The sequence below is a fragment of the Streptomyces thermocarboxydovorans genome (assembly GCF_039524635.1).
Taxonomy (GTDB): Bacteria; Actinomycetota; Actinomycetes; order Streptomycetales; family Streptomycetaceae; genus Streptomyces; species Streptomyces thermocarboxydovorans.
Map to the genome: position 1 here is coordinate 60973 of NZ_BAAAGU010000030.1, position 23068 is coordinate 84040.

Sequence of the window (23068 nt, forward strand, 5' to 3'; positions counted from 1 at the left end):
CCGGAAAGCAGAACAGCAGCCCGCGCAGGTGGTCAGGTGCTGCGCGGGCTGCTGTCGTGGACCGGTGCTGCTGGGCCGGAGCCCGGTGTCGGGGCGGGGGTCAGGCCCAGAGCTGGCCCTGGAGGGTTTCGATGGCTTCCTCGGTGGTGGCGGCGGTGTAGACGCCGGTGGAGAGGTACTTCCAGCCGCCGTCGGCGACGACGAAGACGACGTCGGCGCTCTCGCCGGCCTTCTGTGCCTTCTTGGCCACGCCGATCGCCGCGTGCAGGGCCGCCCCGGTGGAGACGCCCGCGAAGATGCCCTCCTGGCGGAGGAGTTCGCGGGTGCGGGTGACCGCGTCGGCGGAGCCGACCGAGTAGCGGGTGGTCAGCACGGACGCGTCGTACAGCTCGGGGACGAAGCCCTCGTCGAGGTTGCGCAGGCCGTAGACCAGGTCGTCGTAGCGGGGCTCGGCGGCGACGATCTTGACATCGGGCTTGTGCTCGCGCAGATAGCGGCCGACGCCCATCAGGGTGCCCGTGGTGCCGAGGCCGGCGACGAAGTGGGTGATGGACGGGAGGTCGGCGAGGATCTCCGGGCCGGTGGTGGCGTAGTGCGCGCCCGCGTTGTCGGGGTTGCCGTACTGGTAGAGCATCACCCAGTCCGGATGCTCGGCGGCCAGCTCCTTGGCGACGCGCACGGCGGTGTTGGAGCCGCCCGCGGCCGGGGAGGAGATGATCTCCGCGCCCCACATGGCGAGCAGTTCCCGGCGCTCCTGCGAGGTGTTCTCGGGCATCACGCACACCATGCGGTAGCCCTTGAGCTTCGCGGCCATGGCCAGCGAGATGCCGGTGTTGCCGGAGGTCGGCTCGAGGATGGTGCAGCCGGGCGTGAGCCGGCCGTCCTTCTCCGCCTGCTCGATCATGTACAGCGCCGGGCGGTCCTTGATGGAGCCGGTGGGGTTGCGGTCCTCCAGCTTGGCCCAGATCCGGACGTCGGCGGACGGCGAGAGGCGCGGCAGGCGCACCAGCGGGGTGTTGCCCACCGCGGCCAGCGGCGAGTCGTAGCGCATGGCCGCTGCTCAGGCCATCCCGCCGGCCACGGCCGGCAGGATCGTGACGTTGTCGCCGTCGCTGACCTTGGTCTCGATGCCGTCGAGGAAGCGCACGTCCTCGTCGTTGAGGTAGACGTTGACGAAGCGGCGCAGCTGGTCGCCGTCCACGATGCGGGCCTGGATGCCCGGATGCCGGGTCTCGAGGTCGGCGAAGAGCTCGGCGAGGGTGTTCCCGGTCCCCTCCACCGTCTTCTGGCCGTCGGTGTACTGGCGGAGGATGGTCGGGATGCGGACCTCGATGGCCATGGTGGAGGGCTCCTGTCGGAAGGGGTGGTCTGGTTCGTGTGGGCGCGCGGCGCGGGCCGCCGCGGCTCACTGGCCCGTGCGGCGGCGGGGCGGGTCAACAGATGGCGCTGTTCAGCCTGCACAGGTCGACGTGCAGCCGCGCCACGAGCAGAGTGCCCGGCGCCGTTTCGCTCACGTCGAGAAGAACCATGCGGTCATCGTATCGATTCCCGGCCGGGCCCCCGGAGTGTGATCTCACTCTGCGGACAGCTTTCATCCGCCATTCGGAACATACCAGGTCGCGGGCGGCCAGGGCGGGCTCAGTACGACTCGACGACCTTGACCTCCTCCTCCGTGACCTCGCCCTCCACGATGCGGAACGAGCGGAACTGGAACTCGCCGGCGCCGTCGGTGTCGGCGGTGGAGACGAGCACGTAGTGGGCGTTCGGCTCGTTCGCGTAGGAGATGTCGGTGCGGGAGGGGTAGGCCTCGGTGGCGGTGTGGGAGTGGTAGATGACCACCGGCTCCTCGTCGTTGTCGTCCATCTCCCGGTACAGCTTCAGCAGGTCCTGGGAGTCGAACTCGTAGAACGTGGGCGAGCGGGCCGCGTTCAGCATCGGGATGAAGCGCTCGGGGCGGCCGGAGCCCACCGGCCCCGCGACCACGCCGCACGCCTCGTCGGGGTGGTCGGCGCGGGCATGGGCGACGATCTTGTCGTACAGAGCCTGGGTGATGGTCAGCATGGGGCTCAGGATAAGCGGACGGGCCGCCCCGTACCGAGGAGTGGTACGGGACGGCCCGGATGCTGGACGCCCGGGGTGGCGGCGGCAGGGGGTGCCACGAGAACTCCCTGCCGGCAGGCGTCCCTTCGAAGAACAGGCGTCCCTGCGAAGAAGCCGCGTGCCCGGTCAGCCGATCTTCTCGAGCTCCGGCTCGCGGCGCTCGGCGATGTGCGGGTTGCGGTTCTTCATGACCGCCCAGCCGACGGCCAGGGCCACGGCCCAGCCGGCCGCCACGTAGAGGCAGATCCGCGCGTCCTTGTCGTACGCGATCATGCCGGTCACGCCGATCAGGAAGAGCAGGGCGACCCAGCTGAACAGCGAACCGCCGGGGGCCGGGAAGGGGGAGGCGGGCAGCCGCCCGGCGTCGACCCCGGCGCGGTAGCGGATGTGGCTGATGAGGATCATCATCCAGGTCCAGATGCCGGCCGCGGTGGCGACGGAGGTGACGTAGAGGAACGCCTTCTCCGGCACCACGTAGTTGAGGATCACGCCGATGCCCATGAGCGCCACGGAGACCGTGATGCCGACGGCGGGCGTCTTGCGGGCGTTGAGCTTGGAGAAGGCCTGCGGGGCCTCGCTGTTGGCGGCCAGGTCGCGCAGCATCCGGCCGGTGGAGTACATGCCCGAGTTGCAGGACGACAGGGCCGCGGTGAGCACCACGAAGTTCACGATGCCGGCGGCGAGCGGGATGCCGATCTTGCCGAAGGCGTGCACGAAGGGGCTCTCGCCGGCGGAGAACTCGGTCCACTTCACCACGGAGAGGATGACCAGCAGGGCGCCGACGTAGAAGACGATGATGCGCCAGGGCAGGGTGTTGATGGCCTTGGGCAGGGTCTTCTCGGGGTTCTCGGACTCGCCCGCGGTGACGCCGACCAGCTCGACGGCGAGGTAGGCGAACATGACGCCCTGGAGGGTCATCAGGCTGGAGCCGATGCCGTTGGGGAAGAAGCCGTCGTGCGACCAGAGGTTGGAGACGGCGGCGGTGTCACCGGCGTCGGAGAAGCCGAGGGTCAGCACGCCGAGGCCGATGACGATCATGCCGATGATCGCGGTGACCTTGATCATCGAGAACCAGAACTCGACCTCGCCGAAGATCTTGACGGAGATCAGGTTGACGCCGAACAGCACCACCAGGAAGACCAGTGCGCTGACCCACTGCGGGATCTCCGGGAACCAGAAGTGGATGTAGATCGCGGCGGCCGTGAGCTCGGCCATGCCGGTGACCACCCACATCAGCCAGTAGGTCCAGCCCGTGACGAACCCGAAGAACGGGCCGAGGAACTCTCGGGCGTACTCGGCGAAGGAGCCGGAGACGGGCCGGTAGAGGAGCAGTTCGCCCAGGGCCCGCATGATGAAGAAGATGACGACGCCCGCGAGGGCGTACATGAGGATGATGCTGGGGCCGGCCTTGGCGATGTTCGCACCGGCACCCATGAACAGGCCGACGCCGATGGCGCCGCCGATCGCGATCATCTGGACCTGGCGGCTGCCGAGCCCTCGTTCGTATCCCTCTTCAGGAGTTTGGGTGACCTTCGCAGAGGTCATGTCGTGCGCCTTTCTCCATGCCGACCCGGGCCGCAGGTCGGCCGCGGATCGGGTCTCGATCCCCCCGGACTGATGGAGCTGAGCGGACCGCGAGATTCCGCTCGATGCCTGGCCGGTGGTGACCGACCGGTGGCGCACCCGTCCGAACATTCGGGTGGTGTTCGGCGGGCGGTCGTGAAGATTTATCACGGCCGCACCTTTGATCACTGGGTGGATTGTGGCGCACGCCACCGCAAGAACCGGACAAAGCACGCCCCACGGACCCATACGAGGCGGATCTTTTGACCCGATCGTTAATCGGATTTGAGCGTCCTCTGAGCGAACGCGTCAGCGGATATGTCCGGACTTTCCCGGTCGATTCCGGGCATGGAAGGGCGCGGATGCGCGGCGTTCACCGCGTCAGCGCGAGCGGGAGCGTGCGGGCGCTCACGGCGTCAGCGCGAGCGGGAGCGTGCGGGAGCGTGCGGGCGCTCACGGCATCAGCGTCGAGACGAGCGTCTCCTGGAGTCCGCCGAGCCAGAGGTAGGCCATCACCATCGGCTTGCGCGGGTCGTCGTCCGGGAGACGGTAGAGGACCTCGGTGTCGTCCTCGTCGTCGATCTGGAGGCGGGCGCCGATCGCCAGGCGCAGATCGTTCAGCGCGCCGAGCCACTGCTTGGACTCCTCCGGCGACAGCTTGAGCACCGCCACGCCCTCGCCGGCCGCGGCGAGGGCGTCCAGGGACCGGATCACCGCGAGGGCGTTCTCGCGCTTGCCGGCCCGCAGGTCGTTCTCGGTGTAGCGGCGGAACTCGGCGGAGTACGCCCGCTGCTCCTCGGCCTGCTCCGGGGAGGCGGAGCCCTCCGGGTCGCAGTAGGCGTCCGGGAAGAGGCGGCGCAGCACCGGGTCGGCGGGGGGTTCGCTGGGGCCGTCGGAGAACAGCTCGGCGAGCGGGTCGGCCGGGGCGTCATCGGCGGGGCCTGGGCCGATCAGCTCCATCAGCTGCACGGCCAGGGACCGGATGATGGAGATCTCGACCTCGTCGAGCGCGACGGCCGCGCCGCCGCCGGGGAGCGGTTCGAAGTGTCCTGGCATGGAGGCGATTCGCTACTTCCGGTCCTGTTGGAGGGTGGCCCACAGACCGTAGCCGTGCATGGCCTGGACGTCCCGCTCCATCTCCTCGCGGGTGCCGCTCGACACGACCGCGCGGCCCTTGTGATGGACGTCGAGCATGAGCTTGGTGGCCTTGTCCTTGGAGTAGCCGAAGTACGTATGGAAGACGTACGTCACATAGCTCATGAGGTTGACCGGGTCATTGTGGACGATCGTGACCCAGGGGACGTCCGGCTCGGGTACGGCGAAGCTCTCCTCCGCCGACTCGGTGCGTTCGATCTCCAACGGTGCGGGTGACGTCACACTGCCCATGCTGCCACGCCTCCCAGAAATCGTCACACCGACGAAAAGGGAGTACCATCGTGCCTGACGGATCTTCCGGGGACGGTCCCCGGACCCCGGCCGCTTACGGGGTGGGGTGCCCTGCGAGACGAACCAGGAGTATCGGAGTGGGCGTTGCGGATCTCGGGCTGCCGGTGGATGTTCCCTCGACGGCCCTCTTCACGGACCACTACGAGCTGACCATGCTGCAGGCCGCGCTGAAGGGCGGTACGGCCGACCGGCGCAGCGTCTTCGAGGTCTTCACCCGGCGGCTGCCGGAGGGCCGGCGCTACGGCGTCGTGGCCGGCACCGGGCGGGTGCTGGACGCGCTGGAGAACTTCCGGTTCGACGAGGGCGTGCTGGAGTTCCTGCGCGAGCGCCGGGTCGTCGACGAGGAGACGCTGCGCTGGCTCGCCTCGTACCGCTTCTCGGGTGACGTCTACGGCTACCCGGAGGGCGAGGTGTACTTCCCGGGCTCGCCGATCCTGCGGGTGGAGGGCAGCTTCGCCGAGTGCGTACTGCTGGAGACGGTGATCCTGTCCATCCTCAACCACGACTCGGCGATCGCGGCGGCGGCCTCCCGGATGTCCTCGGCCGCCGGTGACCGGCCGCTGATCGAGATGGGCGCGCGGCGCACCCACGAGCTGGCGGCGGTGGCCGCCTCGCGCGCCGCGTACATCGGGGGCTTCGCCTCCACCTCCGACCTGGCGGCGGGCTTCCGCTACAACATCCCCACCGTCGGCACCTCGGCGCACGCCTTCACGCTGCTGCACGACACCGAGCGGGACGCCTTCCGGGCCCAGGTCGACAGCCTCGGCCGGGGCACCACGCTGCTGGTGGACACGTACAACGTCGCCGAGGCGGTCCGCACGGCGGTGGAGATCGCGGGGCCGGAGCTGGGCGCGGTGCGCATCGACTCCGGCGACCTGCTGCTGGTCGCGCACCGGGTGCGCCATCAGCTGGACGAGCTGGGGGCGAAGAACACGAAGATCATCGTGACCTCGGACCTGGACGAGTACGCCATCGCCTCGCTGGCGGCGGCGCCGGTGGACGGGTACGGCGTCGGCACCCGGCTGGTCACCGGCTCCGGGCACCCGACCTGCTCCATGGTCTACAAGCTGGTCGCCCGGGCCGAGTCCTCCGACCCGCAGGCGCCGCTGGTGCCGGTGGCGAAGAAGTCGGTGGGCGGCAAGACGTCCATCGGCGGCCGCAAGTGGGCCGCGCGGCGGCTGGACGAGGAGGGCGTGGCCGAGGCCGAGGTGATCGGCACCGGTCCCGTGCCGGACGAGCTGGCCGACCGGCAGCTGCTGGTGCAGCTGATCAAGGGCGGTGAGGTGCTCGCCCGCGAGCCGCTGGACACGGCCCGCGACCGGCACGCGGCGGCCAAGGCGGGGCTGCCGCTCTCCGCTACACAGCTCTCCCGAGGGGAACCCGTCATTCCGACGGAGTACGTCAAGTCAGGCTCGGGTAACTAGGAGGTGTCCGGTCTGCCGGGGCCCTGCATGCCCGGTCTGAACCAACAGCATCTGTCCGGTCTGCCGGGGCCCTGTCAGTGCCGTCCGTCATTCAATAGGCTCGGAAGTTCACCGGCCGGGCCCGCTTCTCACCCGACCCCATAGTCGAAGGACTCCGACCATGCGCCGCGCCTTGATCGTCGTCGATGTGCAGAACGACTTCTGTGAAGGGGGCAGCCTCGCCGTGGCCGGTGGGGCGGAGGTGGCTGCCGCGATCACCGAGCTGATCGGGCAGGCACCGGCCGGCTACCGGCACGTGGTGGCCACCAGGGACCACCACATCGCCCCCGGAGGACACTTCGCCGACAACCCGGACTACGTCCACTCCTGGCCCGCCCACTGCGTCGCCGGGACCGAGGGAGTCGGCTTCCACCCGAACTTCGCCCCGGCGGTGGCCTCCGGCTCCGTCGACGCCGTCTTCGACAAGGGTGCCTACTCGGCGGCCTACAGCGGCTTCGAGGGCACCGACGAGAACGGCGTGAAGCTGGCGGACTGGCTCCGCGAGCGGGGGATCGACGAGGTCGACATCGTCGGCATCGCCACGGATCACTGCGTCCGCGCCACCGCCCTGGACGCCGTGAAGGAGGGCTTCCGCACGCGCGTCCTCCTCGACCTCACCGCAGGCGTCTCCCGCGAGACCACCGACCGGGCCCTGGAGGAACTCCGCCAGGCCGGCGTCGAACTCATCGGCAAGCCGGTCGTCCACTCCGCCCAGTAGCCCGGTGTGACGGCCCCGCCGGCAGCCCGGGTGCCGGCCGGGGGCCGGGGACCGGGTCACGCCAGCCCCGCTGGAGGGGGTGCCGCTGCGCCCACCCGTGCCGCCCTGGGCGGCACGAATGCCCGCAGTTGCGTGGGCGGACGCCCGGTCTCACGTCTGCGGTGTCCGTCTGAGCAGCGCACGGATGGGATGCCACAGCTCGACGGTGAGGTCGGCCGTAGGGGCCGTGCGCCATATGAGGCCGTCGGGGTGGTGCAGCACCGCGGTGATCTCGTCCGGGGTGGGCGGGGCGGCGTTGCCCCGGAGGTAGATCGCGCGCAGCCCCAGGTTGCGCAGCCTGGTCAGGGCGCGCGACCGGTTCTGGGCGTGCACGAGCACGCGTACCCCGGACGGTGCCTCGGCGGCGGGGCTGGGCAGGTTCAGTGCCACCACCACCGTGCCGTTAGGCAGCTTGCAGAAACCTCCTGCGGCCATCTGGTCATACCCCCGTGTCAGCCGGTGTCGATCCGTGTGTCAATAAGAGAACCACAGGACGCACCTAAACACGGATCGGCGGTGACCCGCCAGGGGGTCACCGCCGATCACGCTCTGACCTGGGCAGATGCTGTTTACCTGCCCGCAGGGGCGACCTCGAGCTCGATCGTCGAGCCGTCCTTCGCCTCCTTCAGGATCTTGATCTTCGTGTTGGTGTCAGTGATCTTGACGCTGCCCGTCGGGTTCGCCTCGTCGTAGTAGTCGTTCTTCCGGTCGTTGAAGACCGGGACGCCCTTCGAGCCCGGGATCCACTTCGCCACGTCCGCCTTGTGCAGCGTCATGCCGTCGGTGCGGAACTTGCTGAACGTGGCGTCGTAGGTCTGGATGCGGTTGCGCATCAGCGTGCCGTCGGCCCACTTCAGCGCGTCCGGGTGGGAGTCGACCGGCAGGATCAGACCGGTGCCGGGGTGCTGACTGGTGTTGTTGTCCTGCTGGGAGGTGTCCCACTTCCAGATCAGCAGACCGTTCTGGTACGCGTAGTGCTCGACCCAGTCCGGGCGGGAGGCGAAGCCGAAGTTGTACGGGCCGGCCTTCAGGGTCTTGTCGTACGAGACGTACTGCCGGTTCTCGGCGATGTAGTACTGCTCGTAGTCCTTGGTGAAGGACGCGCCGACGCGGGTGAAGCCGTTCGGCTTCCAGGCGTCGTCCGCGGTCTCGGCGTTGTCGGTGAACACCGCCTCGCCGTCCGCGGTCACCGAGATCGCGTCGGCCGTGAAGCCCTTCTGGGCCACGCCGCCGTCGGTCTGGTAGCGGAAGCGCAGGTCGATCTTCTGGCCGGCGTAGGCGTCCAGGCTGAACGCGAACTTCTTGTAGCCGTCGAGCGTGCCGTGCAGCGCGGGCTTGTCGCTGCCGTCGCGCGGGATCGGCTGGCCGTCCACCGTGCCGTCGATCGCGGTCCAGTTGGCGCCGCCGTCGGTCGACACCTCGGTGTAGAGGTAGTCGTAGTTGGCCTCGATGTCGTACCAGCCGTCGAAGGTCAGCTCGGCCTTGGACTTGCCGGTGAGGTCCACCGAACGGGTCAGCGTGTTGCGCAGGTCGTCACCGCTGCCGGACCACCACTGGGTCTTGCCCTCGGCCGGCTCGATGATCTCGGTGGTGACGGCCTTCTTGGGAAGGTTCACCACCAGCGCCTGCTTGTGCTTGGTGTTGTACTCGGCAACGCCCAGCTTGTGCCAGGAGTTGACCCCGGCCTTGGCGGTGTCGTAGTTCAGCCAGCCCAGCTGCAGCTTGTCCCAGGCGGTCATGTCGCCGGGCAGGTCACCGATCTCCTTCTTGCCCATGCCGAGCCAGGAGCCGGACGACATCAGCGTCCAGAAGCCGGTGCCGTTCTCGCCGCCCGCGGTGTCGTAGAGGTCCGGCAGACCGAGGTCGTGGCCGTACTCGTGGGCGAAGACGCCGAGTCCGCCGTTCTCCGGCTGGATGGTGTAGTCGCCGACCCAGATGCCGGTGTCGCCGATCTTCGCGCCGCCGAGCTTGTTGAAGTCGGGGCCGGTGGCGCCGGCGTCGGTGCCGAAGGCGTACCAGCGGTGGGCCCAGATCGCGTCCTCGCCCTGGGCGCCGCCGCCGGCGGACTCGTCCTCACCGGCGTGCACGATCTGGAAGTGGTCGATGTAGCCGTCGGGCTCGTTGAAGTCGCCGTCGCCGTCGTAGTCGTAGCGGTCCCACTCGTCGTAGCGGGCGACGTCCGCCTTGATCTGGGCGTCGGTGCGGCCGGCCTTCTTCTGCTGCTCCACCCAGGCGTTCAGACCGTCGCTGACGACGTTCCACACGCTCGGGCAGTTGCTGTCGCCGCAGGCGTTGTTGCCGTAACGGGCCTCGTTGTAGGGGACCTTGACCCAGTCGGAGACCTCGCCGTCGACCGAGTAGCGGCCGGAGGACTGCTTCTCGTAGTACGTCTTGACCGAGTCGACGCCCTTGCCGTGGCCGAAGTACAGGTCCTCGAAGTACTGCTGGTTGTAGTCCTCGCGCCAGGCCGTGGAGTTGTCCTTGGTGCGGTCCGGCTCGGCTATCTGGTTGTGCAGGGGACCGGGGGTGCCGCCGTAGCGGCTGTCTATCCGGTCCCCGAACTCCACCAGGATGGTGAAGATCTTGTCGGTCTTCTCCCGGCCGAGCTCGACGTACTTGCTGTCGCCCTTCTTGCTCTTGAGCTGGACGACCTTCGAACCGTCGCGCTTCTTCACCGAGGCCTTGCCGGAGAGGACCTGGTGCAGGGCCTCCTCGCGCTGGGCGGCCTGAGTGTCGCTCAGGGGGCCCTTGAGATCGTGCGAGTCCGTGCCCTTCGCAGGGTGCGGGTCGTGACGGTCCACGGCCGGCGGCCGGGCCGGCGAGTCCGCCTGCGCGACGCCGGCGGCCGACAGCGTGGCAGTGGCCGTCGCGAGCGCGACAGCGGTGGCCGCCGCTCTGAACGTCCAGGGTCTACTGGTCACTTGAGTTCCTCCCCCGCGTGCGCGTGCGCGGATGGGGGGGCAGATGCAGTGCAAGATCCACGCACGCGTGATCAACGCGTGTAGTCAAGTGACGACATTTGACTAGAGGTTCACCAGAAAAGACAGACCTTGACTTGGACAAGTCAAGTGCATTATGCAGAAGACGATGTTCGCTTAACGGACAGCGGGGGTCAACGCATCACAGTCCGAACCGGGTTGCATGTGACACCGGCGCATGCGTCTGTCCACTGTGCGGACACCATGACTCCGTGCGCCCCCCGTGCACCGACCCTGTCGGTTAGGTCACGCTTACTGTCCGTTCCGCTCGGGCACGCTCGCGGTTAGAGTCGCTTGGCGGAACGCCATTTGAGCCGGCGGAACGCCAGGCCGACAGCCCCCGACTTCGAGGACACGATGGCCATGCCCCGTCCGACTGTCGCTCAGTTCGCCTACGGTTCGTGCACCGTGGTCCTGTCCACCCTCGCCCTGCTGCTGGCGTCCCGGACGAGTTCGGCGGCCGGGACGGCGGCCGTCGCCGTCGCGGCTCTCGCCCTCGGACTGCTGGTGGCGGTGAAGGCTCCCGGCGCCCGCCGCACCCGCCGGCTCTCGGTGGTACACCCCGCCCCCGCCCGGCCGGCCCCGGCCGCGTCCGCGAAGCCGGTACGGGCCACGGTCCCCGCTCCGGTCCGCGAGAGCGTGCGCGAACCCGTACGGGAGCGGGCGGCGTCCTGAGCCCTGCCTCTGTCGCAGCCCGCTGGGGATCCGAGGGTCAACGCGTGCTGACCACCACGGTCTTGGCCGCCTTGTCGTGCAGGCCCTGCTTGTAGGGACGGTCGAAGAAGCTCCAGCCGCCGGCGATCGCGGTCCACACGCAGGCGCAGCAGAAGGCGAACGGCAGCCAGAGCACCGCGGCGCGGATGAGGGAGGTCTGCGTCGAGGGGATGGCCCCGTCGTTGAGGTTCGCCACGCGCATCTTCAGCAGCTGCTTGCCGAGGGTCTGCCCGCTGCGGGCGGTCAGCACGGTGTCGTAGGCGATGTAGAGGACGGCGCCGATGACGGACTGCCCGAGGGTGTTGCCGGCCTCCACCTGGTCGCTGTCCCACTGGTACTGGTTGAAGTTGAACGCCCAGGAGAGCAGCCAGACCACCACGCCGACCAGGATCATGTCGATGATGCGGGCAAGGGTGCGCTTGACGCTGTCGGCGAGCGGGGGCATGCCTCCGAGCGGGTCACCGCGACCGCCCGGACCGGTGCCGTAGGGACTGCCGGGGCCTCCCGGCCCTCCGGGTCCGCCCGGACCTCCTGGGCCTCCGCCGCCGTAGGGGCCACCACCACCACCGCCGCCGGGGCCGTACGGGCTGCTGCCGCCCGATCCGTAGGGGCCGCCGCCACCGCCGCCGGGGTACGGCGGAGGCTCGTTGCCGTACGGGGAGCCGGAGGGAGAGCCCGATCCCGGAGGCTGCCCGGGGCCCTCACCCGGCGGGGGCTGCTTCCTGAACGGGTCGTCGTCGGACTGACCGGAGCCGTGGGGCGGTTCGGTGCTCATGGCCCGAGTGGACCGCACTCCCCCGCCCCGTGCATCCGGCGAGCCGCCGTCCGGAGTACCGCCGTCAGCCCGCCACGAAGGTATGGGCCGCCTTGTCGTGCCAGCACTGCCGCCACGGCTTGTCGAACAGGCACCACAGCACACCGATCACACCCACGACCAGCAGCCCGGGGACGCAGTAGACCAGCCAGCGGCGCAGGGCCGCGCCGAACTCCGGTGTCTCGTGGGCCTCGATGTCCCGGACCTCCAGGCCCAGCAGCTTCTTGCCCAGGGTGCGGCCCCATTTGACGGTGGGCAGCACCTCGGTGAGCACCCCGGCGACCAGCAGGACGGCGAGGACGATACCGAGGTGGACCGACGTCGTGCCGTCGATCAGCCATACCGTGACGGTCTCGCCGGAGAGCTTGGCCGCCTCGATCTTCGCGTTGATGTGGTCGACGGCCTTGATGCCGAGCGGTACGGCGGCCACCGAGGTGAGGGCGCCGACGACGAGGGTGTCCAGCAGCCGGGCCACGAACCGCTTGCCGAGCCCGGCGGGACGGGCGGACGCCTGGCGCCGCGCGGCGGCCTGGAAGGGATCCTCCACCGGCGGCTTCCACGGCACGACCGGCGGTTCCTCCCCGCCCGCCAGCCCGTGCACCTGCTGCGCCCACGAGGCCTGCCCGCCACCGGGACCACTGGTCAGCGGCGCGGCACCGGGAGCGGCGGCCTGCGGCGGTACGGCGGGGTTCGGGGCGGCGGGAGCGGCAGGGGCAGCAGGGGGCGCGGGGGCGGCGGTGCCCGGCTGAGGGGCAGTGCCCGCGGCACCCGGGGCCGTCCGGCCGGCGGCGGCCTGCGGGGCGGCGCCACCGGCCTGCGGGGGCACGGCGGAGGCGGCCCCGGGGGTGGCGGAGGCCGAGGGTGCCGACGCCTGCTGGGGGCCGGACAGGGCGGTGGGGGCGGCGGACGTGCCGCCGGAAGCGGCGGCGCCCGTCTTCCCGGTGCGGCGCGGGGAGACCGCGCGGAAGGTCATCGTGCCCGGGTCGTCGTCACCGGCGTCCGTAGCAGCGGCGGACCCCGGCTTCGGCTTGCGGAAGACGAAGGTGCTGCCCCCGGCTGCGGAGTCCTGCGGCTCGGACGAGCTTGCGGCCCCGGCCGTTCCTGCGGCGGCCGTGGTCCCCTTGGCGCCGCCCGTGGAGCCCGCGGCCCCGGCGGACTTCGCCGCGGCCGCGTCGGAGGTGCCCCGAGCGGAACCACCCGCGTCCGCACCGGACGTGCCGGATGCGCCGGATGCGGACGTGCCCGCGCCGCCCGCCGCGCCCTGCTCGGGCTCCTTTCGCGGGCCCGGGGTGTGCGGCACCCTCGGGTCCGTGCCCCAGGAGACCTTCTGGTCCCGGTCGCCGCCGAAGCCGGACTGGCGGGAGCGGTCGGCGGTCCAGGCGGAGGCGGGCTCGGGGCGGCTGCCGTGCTGGGAATCGGCAGCGGGGGCAGTACCGGACTGCTCCTCGACCGGGTCCTCGTCGAAGAAATGTGGCCCGGTCTCCTCCACGGAGGGCACCACACCGGGCGGCGGTGCCAGCGACTCCCCGTTCGCGGGTGCCGGGCGGCTGGTGCCCGGTACCCACGAGGATCCGTTCCAGTACCGGACGTATCCGGGAATGGACGGATCTGGGTAGTACCCTGCGCGGGGCTTGTCGTCGCCTGGTGCCGGGGTTGGGGCGCTCATGTCCGTCGTCCCGTATCTGCTCGGGGGTGGGTCGGGGGGCTCCACATCTATCAGACCCGCGCAAGTGCCTGGGCCCGTCCCACCGGACCCACTCCTTCGGGGCACGGTTGTGGTACCCCCCGATGACGCGCCGCGAAAAAGTTTCCCGGACCCGCGTAATGCCTCCGCGTCCGCCCGCTCTCTCCTCCCGACAGCCCTTCACGGGGGCCTTTCACAGGACCTTCACGGGGGCCTTTCACAGGAGAGGAACACACACCATGCACATCGTGGTGGAGCGCGAACTCGAAGTGCGGCTCGTCCTGGCGCCGGAGCGGAGCGTTCCGGTGGCGGCCCGGCTCGCCTACCGCAGCGACGACCCCTACGCCGTCCGCATCACCTTCCACATCGACTCCGCGTCCCCCGTGCGGTGGACGTTCGCCCGGGACCTGCTGATCGAGGGCGTCTTCCGGCCCTGCGGCCACGGGGACGTGCGGGTGTGGCCGTCGAAGGCGGACGGGCACGGCGTCGTGCTGATGGCGCTCGCCTCCCCCGACGGGGAGGCCCTGCTGGAGGCCCCCACGGCGCAGGTGTCGGCCTGGCTGGAGCGGACGCTGCGCGCGGTGCCGCCGGGCAGCGAGGGCGAGCAGCTCGGCCTGGACGACGGGCTGGCCGGGCTGCTGGCCCAGTGACCCGGCGGCACGGGGGTCAGAACAGCTTGCCCGGGTTGAGGATGTTCAGCGGGTCGAAGACCTGTTTGACGGCCCGCTGCATCTCCAGCCCCACCGGGCCGAGTTCGCGGGCCAGCCACTCCTTCTTCAGCACGCCCACGCCGTGTTCCCCGGTGATGGTGCCGCCGAGCTCCAGGCCGAGCGCCATGATCTCGTCGAAGGACTCGCGGGCCCGCCGGGACTCCTCGGGGTCCTGGGCGTCGAAGCACACGGTGGGGTGGGTGTTGCCGTCGCCCGCGTGGGCGACGACGCCGATGGTCAGCCCGTGCTTCTCGGCGATCCGCTCGACGCCGTCGATGAGTTCGCCGAGCCGGGAGCGGGGCACGCACACGTCGTCGATCATCGTGGTGCCCTTGACCGCCTCCAGGGCGACCAGCGACAGGCGCCGCGCCTTGAGCAGCATCTCGGACTCGGCGGCGTCGTCCGCCGGGACGACCTGGGTGGCGCCGGCCGCCTCGCACAGCTCCCCGACGGCGGCCAGGTCGGCGGCGGGGTCGGTGGTGTCGAACGCGGCCAGCAGCAGCGCCTCGGTGGAGTCCGGCAGGCCCATGTGTGCCAGGTCGTTGACCGCCTTGACGGTCGTACGGTCCATCAGCTCCAGCAGCGAGGGGACGTGCCCGCCCGCCATGATCCGGCACACCGCGTCACAGGCGGCGGCGCCGGAGGAGAACTCGGCGGCCAGCACCAGCTGCTCGGGCGGCTTGGGGCGCAGGGCGAGAATCGCGCGGACAACGATGCCGAGGGAGCCCTCGGAGCCGACGAACAGCCGGGTCAGGTCGTATCCGGCGACCCCCTTGGCGGTGCGGCGGCCGGTGGACATCAGCCGGCCGTCGGCGAGCACCACGTCGAGGCCGAGGACGTACTCGGCCGTCACCCCGTACTTGACGCAGCACAGGCCGCCGGAGGCGGTGCCGATGTTGCCGCCGATGGTGCACTGCTCCCAGCTGGAGGGATCCGGCGGGTAGTACAGGCCGTGCTCGCCGACCGCGCGGGACAGATCGGCGTTGACGACACCGGGTTCGACGACGGCGATCCGGTCGACGGGGCTGATCTCCAGGATGCGGTCCATTCTGGTCAGGGACAGCACGATGCAGCCGTCGGTGGCGTTGGCGCCGCCGGACAGGCCGGTGCGCGCACCCTGCGGCACGACCGGGACACGCAGCTCGGTGGCGGTGCGCATGACGTGCTGGACCTGCTCCACGGTGCGCGGCAGGACGACCACGGCGGGGCTGCCGGCGGGGCAGAAGCTCGCCATGTCGTTGGCGTAGGAGGCGGTGACGTCCGGGTCGGTGAGGACGGCCTCGGCGGGCAGCCCGCGAAGCAGCCCGTCGACGAGAGGTCCGGCCGCCACCGTGTCTTCGTCGCGGCGCGCTTCGATACGGCTCATGATCACAGCCTGGCACCCGGGGCCATCGGTGTGAACCCCGCGTACGGCAGCCACAGCACTCGGGGTGTGATCGTCGTACCAGCGCGGGGTGTGCCGCACAGTGTGCGCCATGGAGGACAAGCCAGACGACAAGCCGGGGGGCGAAGCGGTCGGCACATTGAGCGGCACGGCGGGCGAAGGGCCGGGCGCCCTGGCGGACGGGGCGCCGGGCAGGGAGCCGGACGCCCGGCCGCCCGGCGCATCGGGCGACGAGCCGGGCGGCGAGCGGGAGGGCGCGCCGGGCGGCGAGCAGGAGGGCCGGCCGACCGGTGACGGCGCACCCCCGAAACCCCGCCGCGCCGGCCGGCGCCGGGTGCTTCTCGCCTCTATCGCCGGGTGTGCGGTGCTCGGCGGGCTGCTGGTGCTGCTGCCGCTGGGGCGGGGGGACGACGGGCCGCCGGAGCCGACTCCGGGGGCGCGGGCGATGGCGGCGGTCACCAGCGGGGTGCCGGCCTCGATGCCGGATCTGCAGGTGCTCGTCGAGGAGCGCGAGCGGCATCTGAGGAAGCATCCGCGGGACGCCCGGGCCTGGGCGGTGCTCGGCACTGCCCGGGTGGAGCAGGGGCGGCGGCTGGCGCACCCGTCCGCCTACCCGCGGGCCGAGCGGGCGCTGCGGACCTCGCTGAAGGTGCGGCCGGAGCGGAACGCGGCGGCGCTGCGCGGCCTGGCGGCCCTGGCCAACGCCCGCCGGGACTACCCGGCGGCCCGCAAGTGGGGCGAGGCCGCGCGGAAGCTGGAGCCGCAGCAGTGGACGACGTACCCGCTGCTGATCGAGGCGTACGGCGGGCTCGGTGACCACGAGTCGGTGGGGCGGCTGCTGGACCGGCTCACCAAGCTGCGCAAGGACCCGGCGGTGATGGCGGTGACGGCGGCCGTGTACCGGGACCGGGGCTGGCGGGAGGACGCGGCGGCGCAGCTGGCCGACGCGGCGGCGGCCACGGTCGACCCGGCGGAGCGGGCGGCGTATGTGGAGCGGGCCGGGCAGCTCGCCTGGGAGCGGGGCGATCTGACCGAGGCGCTGCACCACTTCCAGGAGGCGGTGCGGCTCGACCCCGGTCAGCGGGCGGCCCAGGCGGGGCAGGGCAGGGTGCTGGCGGCGATGGGGCGGACCACGGAGGCGCTGAGCGCCTACCGGGTGGCGCTGGAGAAGCAGCCGCGGCCCGAGTACGCGCTGGAGCTGGGCGAGCTGTACGCCTCGCTGGGCATGCCGCAGGCGGCGGGCGTGCAGTACGACCTGCTGCGCGAGCGGGTCCGGCGGGCGGCCGCCAACGGGGTGGACGAGAACCTGGTGCTGGGCCGGTTCGAGGCGGACCACGGGGATCCGCGGGCGGCGGTCAGGCGGCTGCGGGCGGAGTGGGAGCGGCAGCCGTCGACCGCGGTGGCGGACGCTCTGGGCTGGGCGCTGCACCGGGCCGGGGAGCACGAGGAGGCGCTCGGTTTCGCGAGGCGGGCGACGGAGGGCGAGCGCGGCGGCGGGGTGCGCAGCGCGCTGTACGCGTTCCACCGGGGCATGATCGAGCGGGAGCTGGAGCGGTACGGGGCGGCGCGGCGGCATCTGCGGGAGGCGCTGCGGATCAACCCGTACTTCTCCCCGCTGAAGGTGCGCGAGGCGAGGGCGGCGCTGGCCCGGCTGGGCGAGCCGCCGGTCGAGGCCGGGGCGTACGTGTCGTGACGCGGCGGGGCGGGCAACCCCCGTGGTTGCCCGCCCCGCCCGCTGGTGGCGGCGTCAGGACCGCCGGCGCGGCACGGCGTCGGGACCGCCCGCTCACCGCCGGCCCGTGCGCTCACCGCCGGCCCGTGCGTGCGGCGGCGTCAGAGGTTGCCGCGCCTGGCCTGCTCGCGCTCGATCGCCTCGAACAGCGCCTTGAAGTTGCCCTTGCCGAAGCCCATCGAGCCGTGCCGCTCGATCAGCTCGAAGAACACGGTCGGACGGTCCTGGACCGGCTTGGTGAAGATCTGCAGCAGGTAGCCGTCCTCGTCGCGGTCGGCGAGGATCTTCAGCTCGCGCAGGGTGTCGATGGGCACCCGGGTCTCGCCGACCCACTCGCCGAGGGTGTCGTAGTAGGAGTCCGGGGTGTCCAGGAACTCCACGCCGGCCGCGCGCATCTGGCGGACCGTCTGCACGATGTCGTTGGTGTTCAGCGCGATGTGCTGGACGCCGGCGCCGCCGTAGAACTCCAGGTACTCGTCGATCTGGGACTTCTTCTTGGCGATGGCGGGCTCGTTGATCGGGAACTTGACCTTGAGCGTGCCGTCGGCCACGACCTTCGACATCAGCGCGCTGTACTCGGTGGCGATGTCGTCGCCCACGAACTCCTTCATGTTCGTGAAGCCCATCACCTTGTTGTAGAACTCGACCCACTCGTTCATCCGGCCGAGCTCGACGTTGCCGACGCAGTGGTCGATGGCCTGGAAGAAGCGCTGGGCGGGCGGCTCCACGATCGGCTTGGCGGCGGTGAAGCCGGGCAGGTAGGGGCCGTCGTAGCCGCTGCGGTCGACCAGGGTGTGGCGGGTCTCGCCGTAGGTGGCGATCGCGGCGAGGACGACCGTGCCGTGCTCGTCCTTGAGCTCGTAGGGCTCGGCGACCGAGCGGGCGCCGTGCTCGACGGCGTAGGCGTACGCGGCGCGCGCGTCCGGCACCTCGATGGCGAGGTCGATGACGCCGTCGCCGTGCTTGGCCACGTGCTCGGCGAGGAAGGTGCCCCACTCGGTGGAGGGCTTGATCACCGAGGTGAACACGAAGCGGGCGGAGCCGCTCTCCAGGACGTAGCTGGCGGTCTCGCGGCTGCCGTTCTCCGGTCCGGAGTAGGCGACCAGCTTCATGCCGAAGGCGGTCGAGTAGTAGTGCGCCGCCTGCTTGGCGTTGCCCACGGCGAAGACGACCGCGTCCATTCCCTTGACCGGGAAGGGGTCGTCCTGCCGGGCGGTGGTCTCGGGAGTGTGGTGTGTGGTCTGCGTCATAGGGGCAGGGTGGTGCAGCCTCGCAAGGTGCGCAATAGTTCGTTGAATCACTGGGCAATCTGCTCAGCCGAATGCCGGTATCGGCGGGCTTTCTGTACAGGATGACCAGAGCTGGAGGGTGGCGCATGGGGATCGATCGGCTGGACGGGCGGATCATCACGCTGCTGGCGCGCGAGCCGCGGATCGGGGTGCTGGAGATGTCCCGGCGGCTGGGGGTCGCGCGGGGCACGGTGCAGGCCCGGCTGGACCGTCTTCAGTCGAACGGAGTCATCCGCGGATTCGGCCCCCAGGTGGATCCGGCGGCCCTCGGCTACCCGGTCACCGCGTTCGCCACGCTGCAGATCCGGCAGGGTCAAGGAGCCGATGTACGGGCCCACTTGGCGACCGTGCCGGAGGTGCTGGAGCTGCACACCACCACCGGCACCGGCGACATGCTGTGCCGGCTGGTGGCTCGCTCGAACGCCGATCTTCAACGGGTGATCGACCGCGTCGTCGGTTTTGATGGCATCGTCCGAGCCTCCACGGCGATCGTCATGGAGAACCCCGTCCCGCTGCGGATCATCCCGCTGGTCGAGCAGGCGGCGCTCGGCGACAGAGGCGACTGAACGACCGATCCTTCCTGGCCGAGCTGGGGGTGAGCGCGGGTGAACTTCTGGGAGTACCTGGTCAGCCGGCACCAGCAGCTGCTCACCGACGCCTACCAGCACGCCAGCGTGGTCTTCCAGTGCATGGTGGTGGCGACCGCGCTCGGCGTGGTGATCGGGGTGATCACCTACCGCAGCGAGTGGGCGGGCAGCCTGGCCACGACCACCACCGCCACCCTGCTGACCATCCCGTCCCTGGCCATGATCGGTCTGCTGATCCCCGTGGTGGGGCTCGGGGTGCCGCCGACGGTGATCGCGCTGACCCTCTACGGGCTGCTGCCGATCGTGCGGAACTCCATCGTGGGCCTGCGCGGCGTCGACCCGTCGCTGGTGGACGCGGCCACCGGCATCGGCATGTCCCGCGCGGCCCGGCTGATACGGGTGGAGCTGCCGCTGGCCTGGCCGCCGATCCTCACCGGCATCCGGGTCTCCACCCAGATGCTGATGGGCATCGCCGCCATCGCCGCCTTCGCCTCCGGTCCCGGCCTCGGCAACCTGATCTTCCGCGGGATCGCCTCGCTGGGCAGCAAGAACGCCCTCAACCAGGTCCTCGCGGGCACCCTCGGAATCATCGTCCTCGCGCTGCTCTTCGACGCCGCCTATGTGCTGATCGGGCGGCTGACCATCTCGAGGGGGATCCGTGCCTGAGACATCTCGAGGGGGATCCGTGCCCGAGCCGGCGTCCGGGGAAGCCTCCGTGCCCGAGCACGGCACCTCCGGCGCCACCATCGAGCTGGAGAATCTCACCAAGCGCTACCCGCACAGCGCCCAGCCCGCCGTGGACAACGTCAGCATGGAGATCCGGGCCGGTGAGACGGTGATCCTCGTCGGCCCGTCCGGGTGCGGGAAGTCCACCACCCTGAAGATGATCAACCGGCTGATCGAGCCCACCGGCGGCCGCATCCGCATCGGCGGCCAGGACGTCACCCACATGGACCCGGTGAAGCTGCGCCGCACCATCGGCTACGCCATCCAGGCCAGCGGGCTGTTCCCGCACATGACCGTGGCGCAGAACATCGCGCTGGTGCCGAAGATGCTGCGCTGGCCGGCCGCCCGGGTGCGCGAGCGGGTGGAGGAGATGCTGGACCTGGTCGGCCTCGACCCGGGCGAGTTCCACAACCGCTATCCCCGGCAGCTGTCCGGCGGCCAGCAGCAGCGCGTCGGCGTGGCGCGGGCGCTGGCCGCGGACCCGCCGGTGCTGCTGATGGACGAGCCGTTCGGCGCGGTCGACCCGATCACCCGCGACCATCTGCAGGACGAACTGATCCGGCTGCAGCGCGAGCTGCACAAGACGATCGTCTTCGTCACCCACGATTTCGACGAGGCGATCAAGCTCGGCGACCGGATCGCGGTGCTGCGCGAACGCTCGCACATCGCCCAGTTCGACACCCCGGAGGCGATCCTCACCAACCCGGCGGACGACTTCGTCTCCGGCTTCGTCGGCGCCGGCGCCGCCCTGAAGCGGCTCAACCTCACCCGCGTACGGGACGTGGAGATCACCGACTATCCGACGGTCACCCTCGACGACCCGCTGCAGGAGATCTTCAACCGGCTGCGCTCCAGCGGCACCAACGAGATCCTGCTGCTCGACCGGCGGGGCCGCCCCTACAAGTGGCTGCGGCGCGGCGACCTGATGCGGGCCAAGGGCTCGCTGGCCCGCGCGGGCACCCTGGTCACCGACACGGTGACCCGTGACGCGACCCTGCGGGACGCGCTGGAGGCGGTGCTCACCGACAACACCGGGCGGGTGGTGGTCACCGGGCGGCGCGGCGCGTACGAGGGAGTCGTCGACGTGGAGACGCTGATGAACTCCGTGCACGAGCTGCTGGAGGCCGACCGGCTGGAGGCGCTGGAGGCCCAGCACGAGCTGGGGGAGCACCGGCAGGCTCAGACGCACGCCGAGCAGGAGGGCGTGGGAGGGGAGCCGAAGGCGTGAGGACCTCTTCCCGCGAGCCGGGGCTGCCCGTCCCGGAGCAGGACGAACCGTCGGACGCCCCGCCCCCGCGGACCACGGCGCAGGCACCCCGGGTGAGCTGGCAGAAGCTGACCTTCCTGCCGGTCGCCCTGATCGTCCTGCTGCTGGTGACCTGGCTGTGGTTCGAGCAGGCCGATCTCGACCAGCTCACCCGCAACGCGCTGTCCGACGGGCGGGTGAGCGAGGCGCTGTGGCAGCACATCGAGCTGACCGCGATCTCCACCTTCTTCGTGCTGATCATCGCGATCCCGCTGGGCATCCTGCTGACCCGGCCGCTGCTGCGCCCGTTCACCCCCGGGGTGATGGCGTTCGCCAACATGGGCCAGGCCACCCCGGCGATCGGTCTGCTGGCGCTGCTGGTGATCTGGCTGGGCATCGGCCGCCGGGCCGCGCTCATCGGCATCGTCGCCTACGCCGTGCTGCCGGTGCTGTCCAACACCATCGCGGGCCTGCAGGCCAACGACCCGGCGCTGCTGGAGGCGGCGCGCGGCATCGGCATGTCCCCGCTGGGCGTGCTCACCCGGGTGGAGCTGCCGCTGGCGGTCCCGCTGATCCTCGCCGGGGTGCGCACCGCCCTGGTGCTGAACGTGGGCACGGCGACGCTGGCGACCTTCGGCGGTGGCGGCGGCCTGGGCGTGCTGATCACCACCGGGATCACCAGCCAGCGGATGCCGGTGCTGATGATCGGCTCGATCCTCACGGTGGCGCTGGCGCTGCTGGTGGACTGGCTGGCGTCGCTGGCGGAGCTGCTGATGCAGCCGCGCGGGCTGGAGGCGGGGTCATGAGGCGCGCCCTGCTCCTGCTGAGCCGCCGCACCCGGCTGCTGCTCGCCGGGGCGGTGCTGCTGGCGGCGGCCTCCGCCTGCGGGCTGACCAGCGGCTCCCCCATGGTCGACGACGTGGAGCCGGGCTCCATCGGGCAGGGCAAGCCGCTTCAGGGCGCGCAGCTCACCGTCACCTCCAAGGAGTTCACCGAGCAGCTGATCCTCGGCGCGATCATGGGCATCGCCTTCCAGGCGGCCGGCGCCGAGGTCGTCGACCGCACCGGCATCCAGGGCTCGGTCGGCTCCCGGGAGGCCGTGGTCAAGGGCGAGGCGGACGCCGCGTACGAGTACACCGGCACCGCGTGGATCACCTACCAGGGCAACAGCGAGCCCATCCCCGACCCGCGCGAGCAGTGGCTGGCGGTGCGCGACGCCGACCGGAAGAACGGGGTGACCTGGCTCGAGCCGTCCGAGCTGAACAACACCTACGCCCTCGCCATGAACCAGTCCAACTACGAGAAGTACCGCACCCGCACCCTCTCGGAGGTGGCCGAGCTGTCCAAGCGGGACCCGGGCGCGGTGACGCTGTGCGTGGAGGGCGAGTTCGCCAACCGCGCGGACGGGCTGCCCGGCATGGAGAAGGCCTACGGCATGGACATTCCGACGCGGAACATCACACAGATGGACACCGGCATCATCTACACCCAGACCGCCAAGGGCGCCTGCACCTACGGCGAGGTCTTCACCACCGACGGGCGGATCAAGTCGATGAACCTGGTGGTGATGGACGACGACAAGAAGTTCTTCCCGAACTACAACGCGGCGCCGACGATCCACAGCGAGACGATGAAGAAGTGGCCGGCCATCGCCCAGGTGCTGGCACCGGTGACGGCGGCGCTGAACAACACGGTGGCGCAGGACCTGAACGCCAAGGTGGACGTGGAGGGTGAGGACCCGCACCAGGTGGCGCTGGACTGGATGATCGAGCGGGGGTTCGTGAAGGAGGGCTAGGGCTCGTTTGGATCAGCCTGCGGGAATCGCCGGCGCCTTGTCAGCACCGGTGAGCGGGGTCTGGTGCGTGCAGCTGCAAG

23 protein-coding genes are annotated in these 23068 nt (G+C 70.8%); 10 read left to right on the forward strand and 13 right to left on the reverse strand.

The genetic code is table 11. The features are described 5' to 3' along the window. Positions 1–100: 100 nt before the first annotated feature. From ABD198_RS15800 to clpS, 7 genes are all read right to left on the reverse strand, one after another. The gene (locus ABD198_RS15800; RefSeq protein ID WP_344001577.1) at positions 101–1051 is read right to left on the reverse strand and encodes a PLP-dependent cysteine synthase family protein; all 951 of its coding nucleotides are present in this window, start codon (positions 1049–1051) and stop codon (positions 101–103) included. 9 nt (positions 1052–1060) lie between these two features. Continuing rightward, positions 1061–1339, reverse strand: a complete 279-nt coding sequence (locus ABD198_RS15805; protein WP_344001579.1) for a MoaD/ThiS family protein — start codon at positions 1337–1339, stop codon at positions 1061–1063. Between the two features lie 94 nt (positions 1340–1433). Beyond that, positions 1434–1529 (reverse strand): putative leader peptide, encoded by a 96-nt coding sequence (locus ABD198_RS15810; protein WP_344001581.1) that lies wholly within the window; start codon positions 1527–1529, stop codon positions 1434–1436. A 109-nt stretch (positions 1530–1638) separates the two neighbouring features. Then, complete coding sequence (locus ABD198_RS15815) at positions 1639–2061, reverse strand: M67 family metallopeptidase (protein ID WP_344001583.1); 423 nt, start codon at positions 2059–2061, stop codon at positions 1639–1641. Positions 2062–2226: 165 nt separating this feature from the next. Further along, positions 2227–3645 carry an amino acid permease gene (locus tag ABD198_RS15820; protein ID WP_344001585.1) on the reverse strand — a complete coding sequence of 473 codons (1419 nt, stop codon included), beginning with the start codon at positions 3643–3645 and terminating at the stop codon, positions 2227–2229. A 471-nt stretch (positions 3646–4116) separates the two neighbouring features. Next, the gene (locus ABD198_RS15825; protein ID WP_344001587.1) at positions 4117–4719 is read right to left on the reverse strand and encodes a DUF2017 domain-containing protein; all 603 of its coding nucleotides are present in this window, start codon (positions 4717–4719) and stop codon (positions 4117–4119) included. A gap of 12 nt (positions 4720–4731) precedes the next feature. After that, complete coding sequence (gene clpS / locus ABD198_RS15830) at positions 4732–5049, reverse strand: ATP-dependent Clp protease adapter ClpS (protein ID WP_344001590.1); 318 nt, start codon at positions 5047–5049, stop codon at positions 4732–4734. A gap of 137 nt (positions 5050–5186) precedes the next feature. On the opposite strand from clpS, the gene ABD198_RS15835 reads away from it, so the two are divergent. Both ABD198_RS15835 and ABD198_RS15840 read left to right on the forward strand, forming a co-directional pair. Continuing rightward, a complete protein-coding gene (locus ABD198_RS15835; RefSeq protein ID WP_344001592.1) occupies positions 5187–6533 on the forward strand; it encodes a nicotinate phosphoribosyltransferase in 1347 nt (448 codons plus the stop codon). A gap of 160 nt (positions 6534–6693) precedes the next feature. Further along, positions 6694–7290 carry a nicotinamidase gene (locus ABD198_RS15840; RefSeq protein ID WP_344001594.1) on the forward strand — a complete coding sequence of 199 codons (597 nt, stop codon included), beginning with the start codon at positions 6694–6696 and terminating at the stop codon, positions 7288–7290. A 150-nt stretch (positions 7291–7440) separates the two neighbouring features. Here ABD198_RS15840 and ABD198_RS15845 read toward each other — a convergent pair whose 3' ends face one another. Both ABD198_RS15845 and ABD198_RS15850 read right to left on the reverse strand, forming a co-directional pair. After that, a complete protein-coding gene (locus ABD198_RS15845; protein WP_344001596.1) occupies positions 7441–7764 on the reverse strand; it encodes a hypothetical protein in 324 nt (107 codons plus the stop codon). Positions 7765–7898: 134 nt separating this feature from the next. Beyond that, a complete protein-coding gene (locus ABD198_RS15850; protein WP_344001597.1) occupies positions 7899–10250 on the reverse strand; it encodes an immune inhibitor A domain-containing protein in 2352 nt (783 codons plus the stop codon). Between the two features lie 414 nt (positions 10251–10664). On the opposite strand from ABD198_RS15850, the gene ABD198_RS15855 reads away from it, so the two are divergent. Next, a complete protein-coding gene (locus tag ABD198_RS15855; protein ID WP_344001599.1) occupies positions 10665–10982 on the forward strand; it encodes a hypothetical protein in 318 nt (105 codons plus the stop codon). Positions 10983–11019: 37 nt separating this feature from the next. Here ABD198_RS15855 and ABD198_RS15860 read toward each other — a convergent pair whose 3' ends face one another. Beyond that, the gene (locus ABD198_RS15860; RefSeq protein ID WP_344001601.1) at positions 11020–11796 is read right to left on the reverse strand and encodes an RDD family protein; all 777 of its coding nucleotides are present in this window, start codon (positions 11794–11796) and stop codon (positions 11020–11022) included. A gap of 64 nt (positions 11797–11860) precedes the next feature. Beyond that, a complete protein-coding gene (locus tag ABD198_RS15865) occupies positions 11861–13501 on the reverse strand; it encodes an RDD family protein (RefSeq protein ID WP_344001603.1) in 1641 nt (546 codons plus the stop codon). A 257-nt stretch (positions 13502–13758) separates the two neighbouring features. On the opposite strand from ABD198_RS15865, the gene ABD198_RS15870 reads away from it, so the two are divergent. Next, positions 13759–14169, forward strand: coding sequence for an SsgA family sporulation/cell division regulator (locus ABD198_RS15870; RefSeq protein WP_344001604.1), 411 nt, complete (start codon positions 13759–13761; stop codon positions 14167–14169). A gap of 16 nt (positions 14170–14185) precedes the next feature. Here the strand turns inward: ABD198_RS15870 and ABD198_RS15875 are convergent, their stop codons facing one another. Then, a complete protein-coding gene (locus tag ABD198_RS15875) occupies positions 14186–15601 on the reverse strand; it encodes an FAD-binding oxidoreductase (protein ID WP_344001606.1) in 1416 nt (471 codons plus the stop codon). 103 nt (positions 15602–15704) lie between these two features. Here ABD198_RS15875 and ABD198_RS15880 point away from each other — a divergent pair, with 103 nt between their 5' ends. Continuing rightward, a complete protein-coding gene (locus ABD198_RS15880; protein WP_344001608.1) occupies positions 15705–17306 on the forward strand; it encodes a tetratricopeptide repeat protein in 1602 nt (533 codons plus the stop codon). Positions 17307–17446: 140 nt separating this feature from the next. Here ABD198_RS15880 and hppD read toward each other — a convergent pair whose 3' ends face one another. Beyond that, a complete protein-coding gene (gene hppD / locus ABD198_RS15885; RefSeq protein ID WP_344001610.1) occupies positions 17447–18595 on the reverse strand; it encodes a 4-hydroxyphenylpyruvate dioxygenase in 1149 nt (382 codons plus the stop codon). A 125-nt stretch (positions 18596–18720) separates the two neighbouring features. Between hppD and ABD198_RS15890 the strand changes: the two genes are divergently transcribed. Genes ABD198_RS15890 through ABD198_RS15910 form a run of 5 tightly spaced genes read left to right on the forward strand, consistent with a single transcriptional unit; the run spans position 18721 to position 22988 of the window. Then, positions 18721–19200 carry an Lrp/AsnC family transcriptional regulator gene (locus tag ABD198_RS15890; RefSeq protein ID WP_344001612.1) on the forward strand — a complete coding sequence of 160 codons (480 nt, stop codon included), beginning with the start codon at positions 18721–18723 and terminating at the stop codon, positions 19198–19200. A 39-nt stretch (positions 19201–19239) separates the two neighbouring features. Then, positions 19240–19887 (forward strand): ABC transporter permease, encoded by a 648-nt coding sequence (locus tag ABD198_RS15895; protein ID WP_344001614.1) that lies wholly within the window; start codon positions 19240–19242, stop codon positions 19885–19887. A gap of 19 nt (positions 19888–19906) precedes the next feature. Beyond that, complete coding sequence (locus ABD198_RS15900) at positions 19907–21175, forward strand: betaine/proline/choline family ABC transporter ATP-binding protein (protein ID WP_425580486.1); 1269 nt, start codon at positions 19907–19909, stop codon at positions 21173–21175. Further along, the gene (locus ABD198_RS15905) at positions 21172–21999 is read left to right on the forward strand and encodes an ABC transporter permease (protein ID WP_425580487.1); all 828 of its coding nucleotides are present in this window, start codon (positions 21172–21174) and stop codon (positions 21997–21999) included. The genes ABD198_RS15900 and ABD198_RS15905 overlap by 4 nt, the downstream gene beginning before the upstream one ends. Beyond that, positions 21996–22988 carry a glycine betaine ABC transporter substrate-binding protein gene (locus ABD198_RS15910; RefSeq protein ID WP_344001616.1) on the forward strand — a complete coding sequence of 331 codons (993 nt, stop codon included), beginning with the start codon at positions 21996–21998 and terminating at the stop codon, positions 22986–22988. The genes ABD198_RS15905 and ABD198_RS15910 overlap by 4 nt, the downstream gene beginning before the upstream one ends. Positions 22989–23068 lie beyond the last annotated feature (80 nt).

What these genes read in the sequence shown, in the direction of transcription:
- ABD198_RS15800 (WP_344001577.1), bottom strand. Translation starts at nt 1,051, where the DNA reads ATGCGCTACGACTCGCCGCTGGCCGCGGTGGGCAACACCCCGCTGGTG.
- ABD198_RS15805 (WP_344001579.1), bottom strand. Translation starts at nt 1,339, where the DNA reads ATGGCCATCGAGGTCCGCATCCCGACCATCCTCCGCCAGTACACCGAC.
- ABD198_RS15810 (WP_344001581.1), bottom strand. Translation starts at nt 1,529, where the DNA reads ATGGTTCTTCTCGACGTGAGCGAAACGGCGCCGGGCACTCTGCTCGTG.
- ABD198_RS15815 (WP_344001583.1), bottom strand. Translation starts at nt 2,061, where the DNA reads ATGCTGACCATCACCCAGGCTCTGTACGACAAGATCGTCGCCCATGCC.
- ABD198_RS15820 (WP_344001585.1), bottom strand. Translation starts at nt 3,645, where the DNA reads ATGACCTCTGCGAAGGTCACCCAAACTCCTGAAGAGGGATACGAACGA.
- ABD198_RS15825 (WP_344001587.1), bottom strand. Translation starts at nt 4,719, where the DNA reads ATGCCAGGACACTTCGAACCGCTCCCCGGCGGCGGCGCGGCCGTCGCG.
- clpS (WP_344001590.1), bottom strand. Translation starts at nt 5,049, where the DNA reads ATGGGCAGTGTGACGTCACCCGCACCGTTGGAGATCGAACGCACCGAG.
- ABD198_RS15840 (WP_344001594.1), top strand. Translation starts at nt 6,694, where the DNA reads ATGCGCCGCGCCTTGATCGTCGTCGATGTGCAGAACGACTTCTGTGAA.
- ABD198_RS15845 (WP_344001596.1), bottom strand. Translation starts at nt 7,764, where the DNA reads ATGGCCGCAGGAGGTTTCTGCAAGCTGCCTAACGGCACGGTGGTGGTG.
- ABD198_RS15855 (WP_344001599.1), top strand. Translation starts at nt 10,665, where the DNA reads ATGGCCATGCCCCGTCCGACTGTCGCTCAGTTCGCCTACGGTTCGTGC.
- ABD198_RS15860 (WP_344001601.1), bottom strand. Translation starts at nt 11,796, where the DNA reads ATGAGCACCGAACCGCCCCACGGCTCCGGTCAGTCCGACGACGACCCG.
- ABD198_RS15865 (WP_344001603.1), bottom strand. Translation starts at nt 13,501, where the DNA reads ATGAGCGCCCCAACCCCGGCACCAGGCGACGACAAGCCCCGCGCAGGG.
- ABD198_RS15870 (WP_344001604.1), top strand. Translation starts at nt 13,759, where the DNA reads ATGCACATCGTGGTGGAGCGCGAACTCGAAGTGCGGCTCGTCCTGGCG.
- ABD198_RS15880 (WP_344001608.1), top strand. Translation starts at nt 15,705, where the DNA reads ATGGAGGACAAGCCAGACGACAAGCCGGGGGGCGAAGCGGTCGGCACA.
- hppD (WP_344001610.1), bottom strand. Translation starts at nt 18,595, where the DNA reads ATGACGCAGACCACACACCACACTCCCGAGACCACCGCCCGGCAGGAC.
- ABD198_RS15890 (WP_344001612.1), top strand. Translation starts at nt 18,721, where the DNA reads ATGGGGATCGATCGGCTGGACGGGCGGATCATCACGCTGCTGGCGCGC.
- ABD198_RS15910 (WP_344001616.1), top strand. Translation starts at nt 21,996, where the DNA reads ATGAGGCGCGCCCTGCTCCTGCTGAGCCGCCGCACCCGGCTGCTGCTC.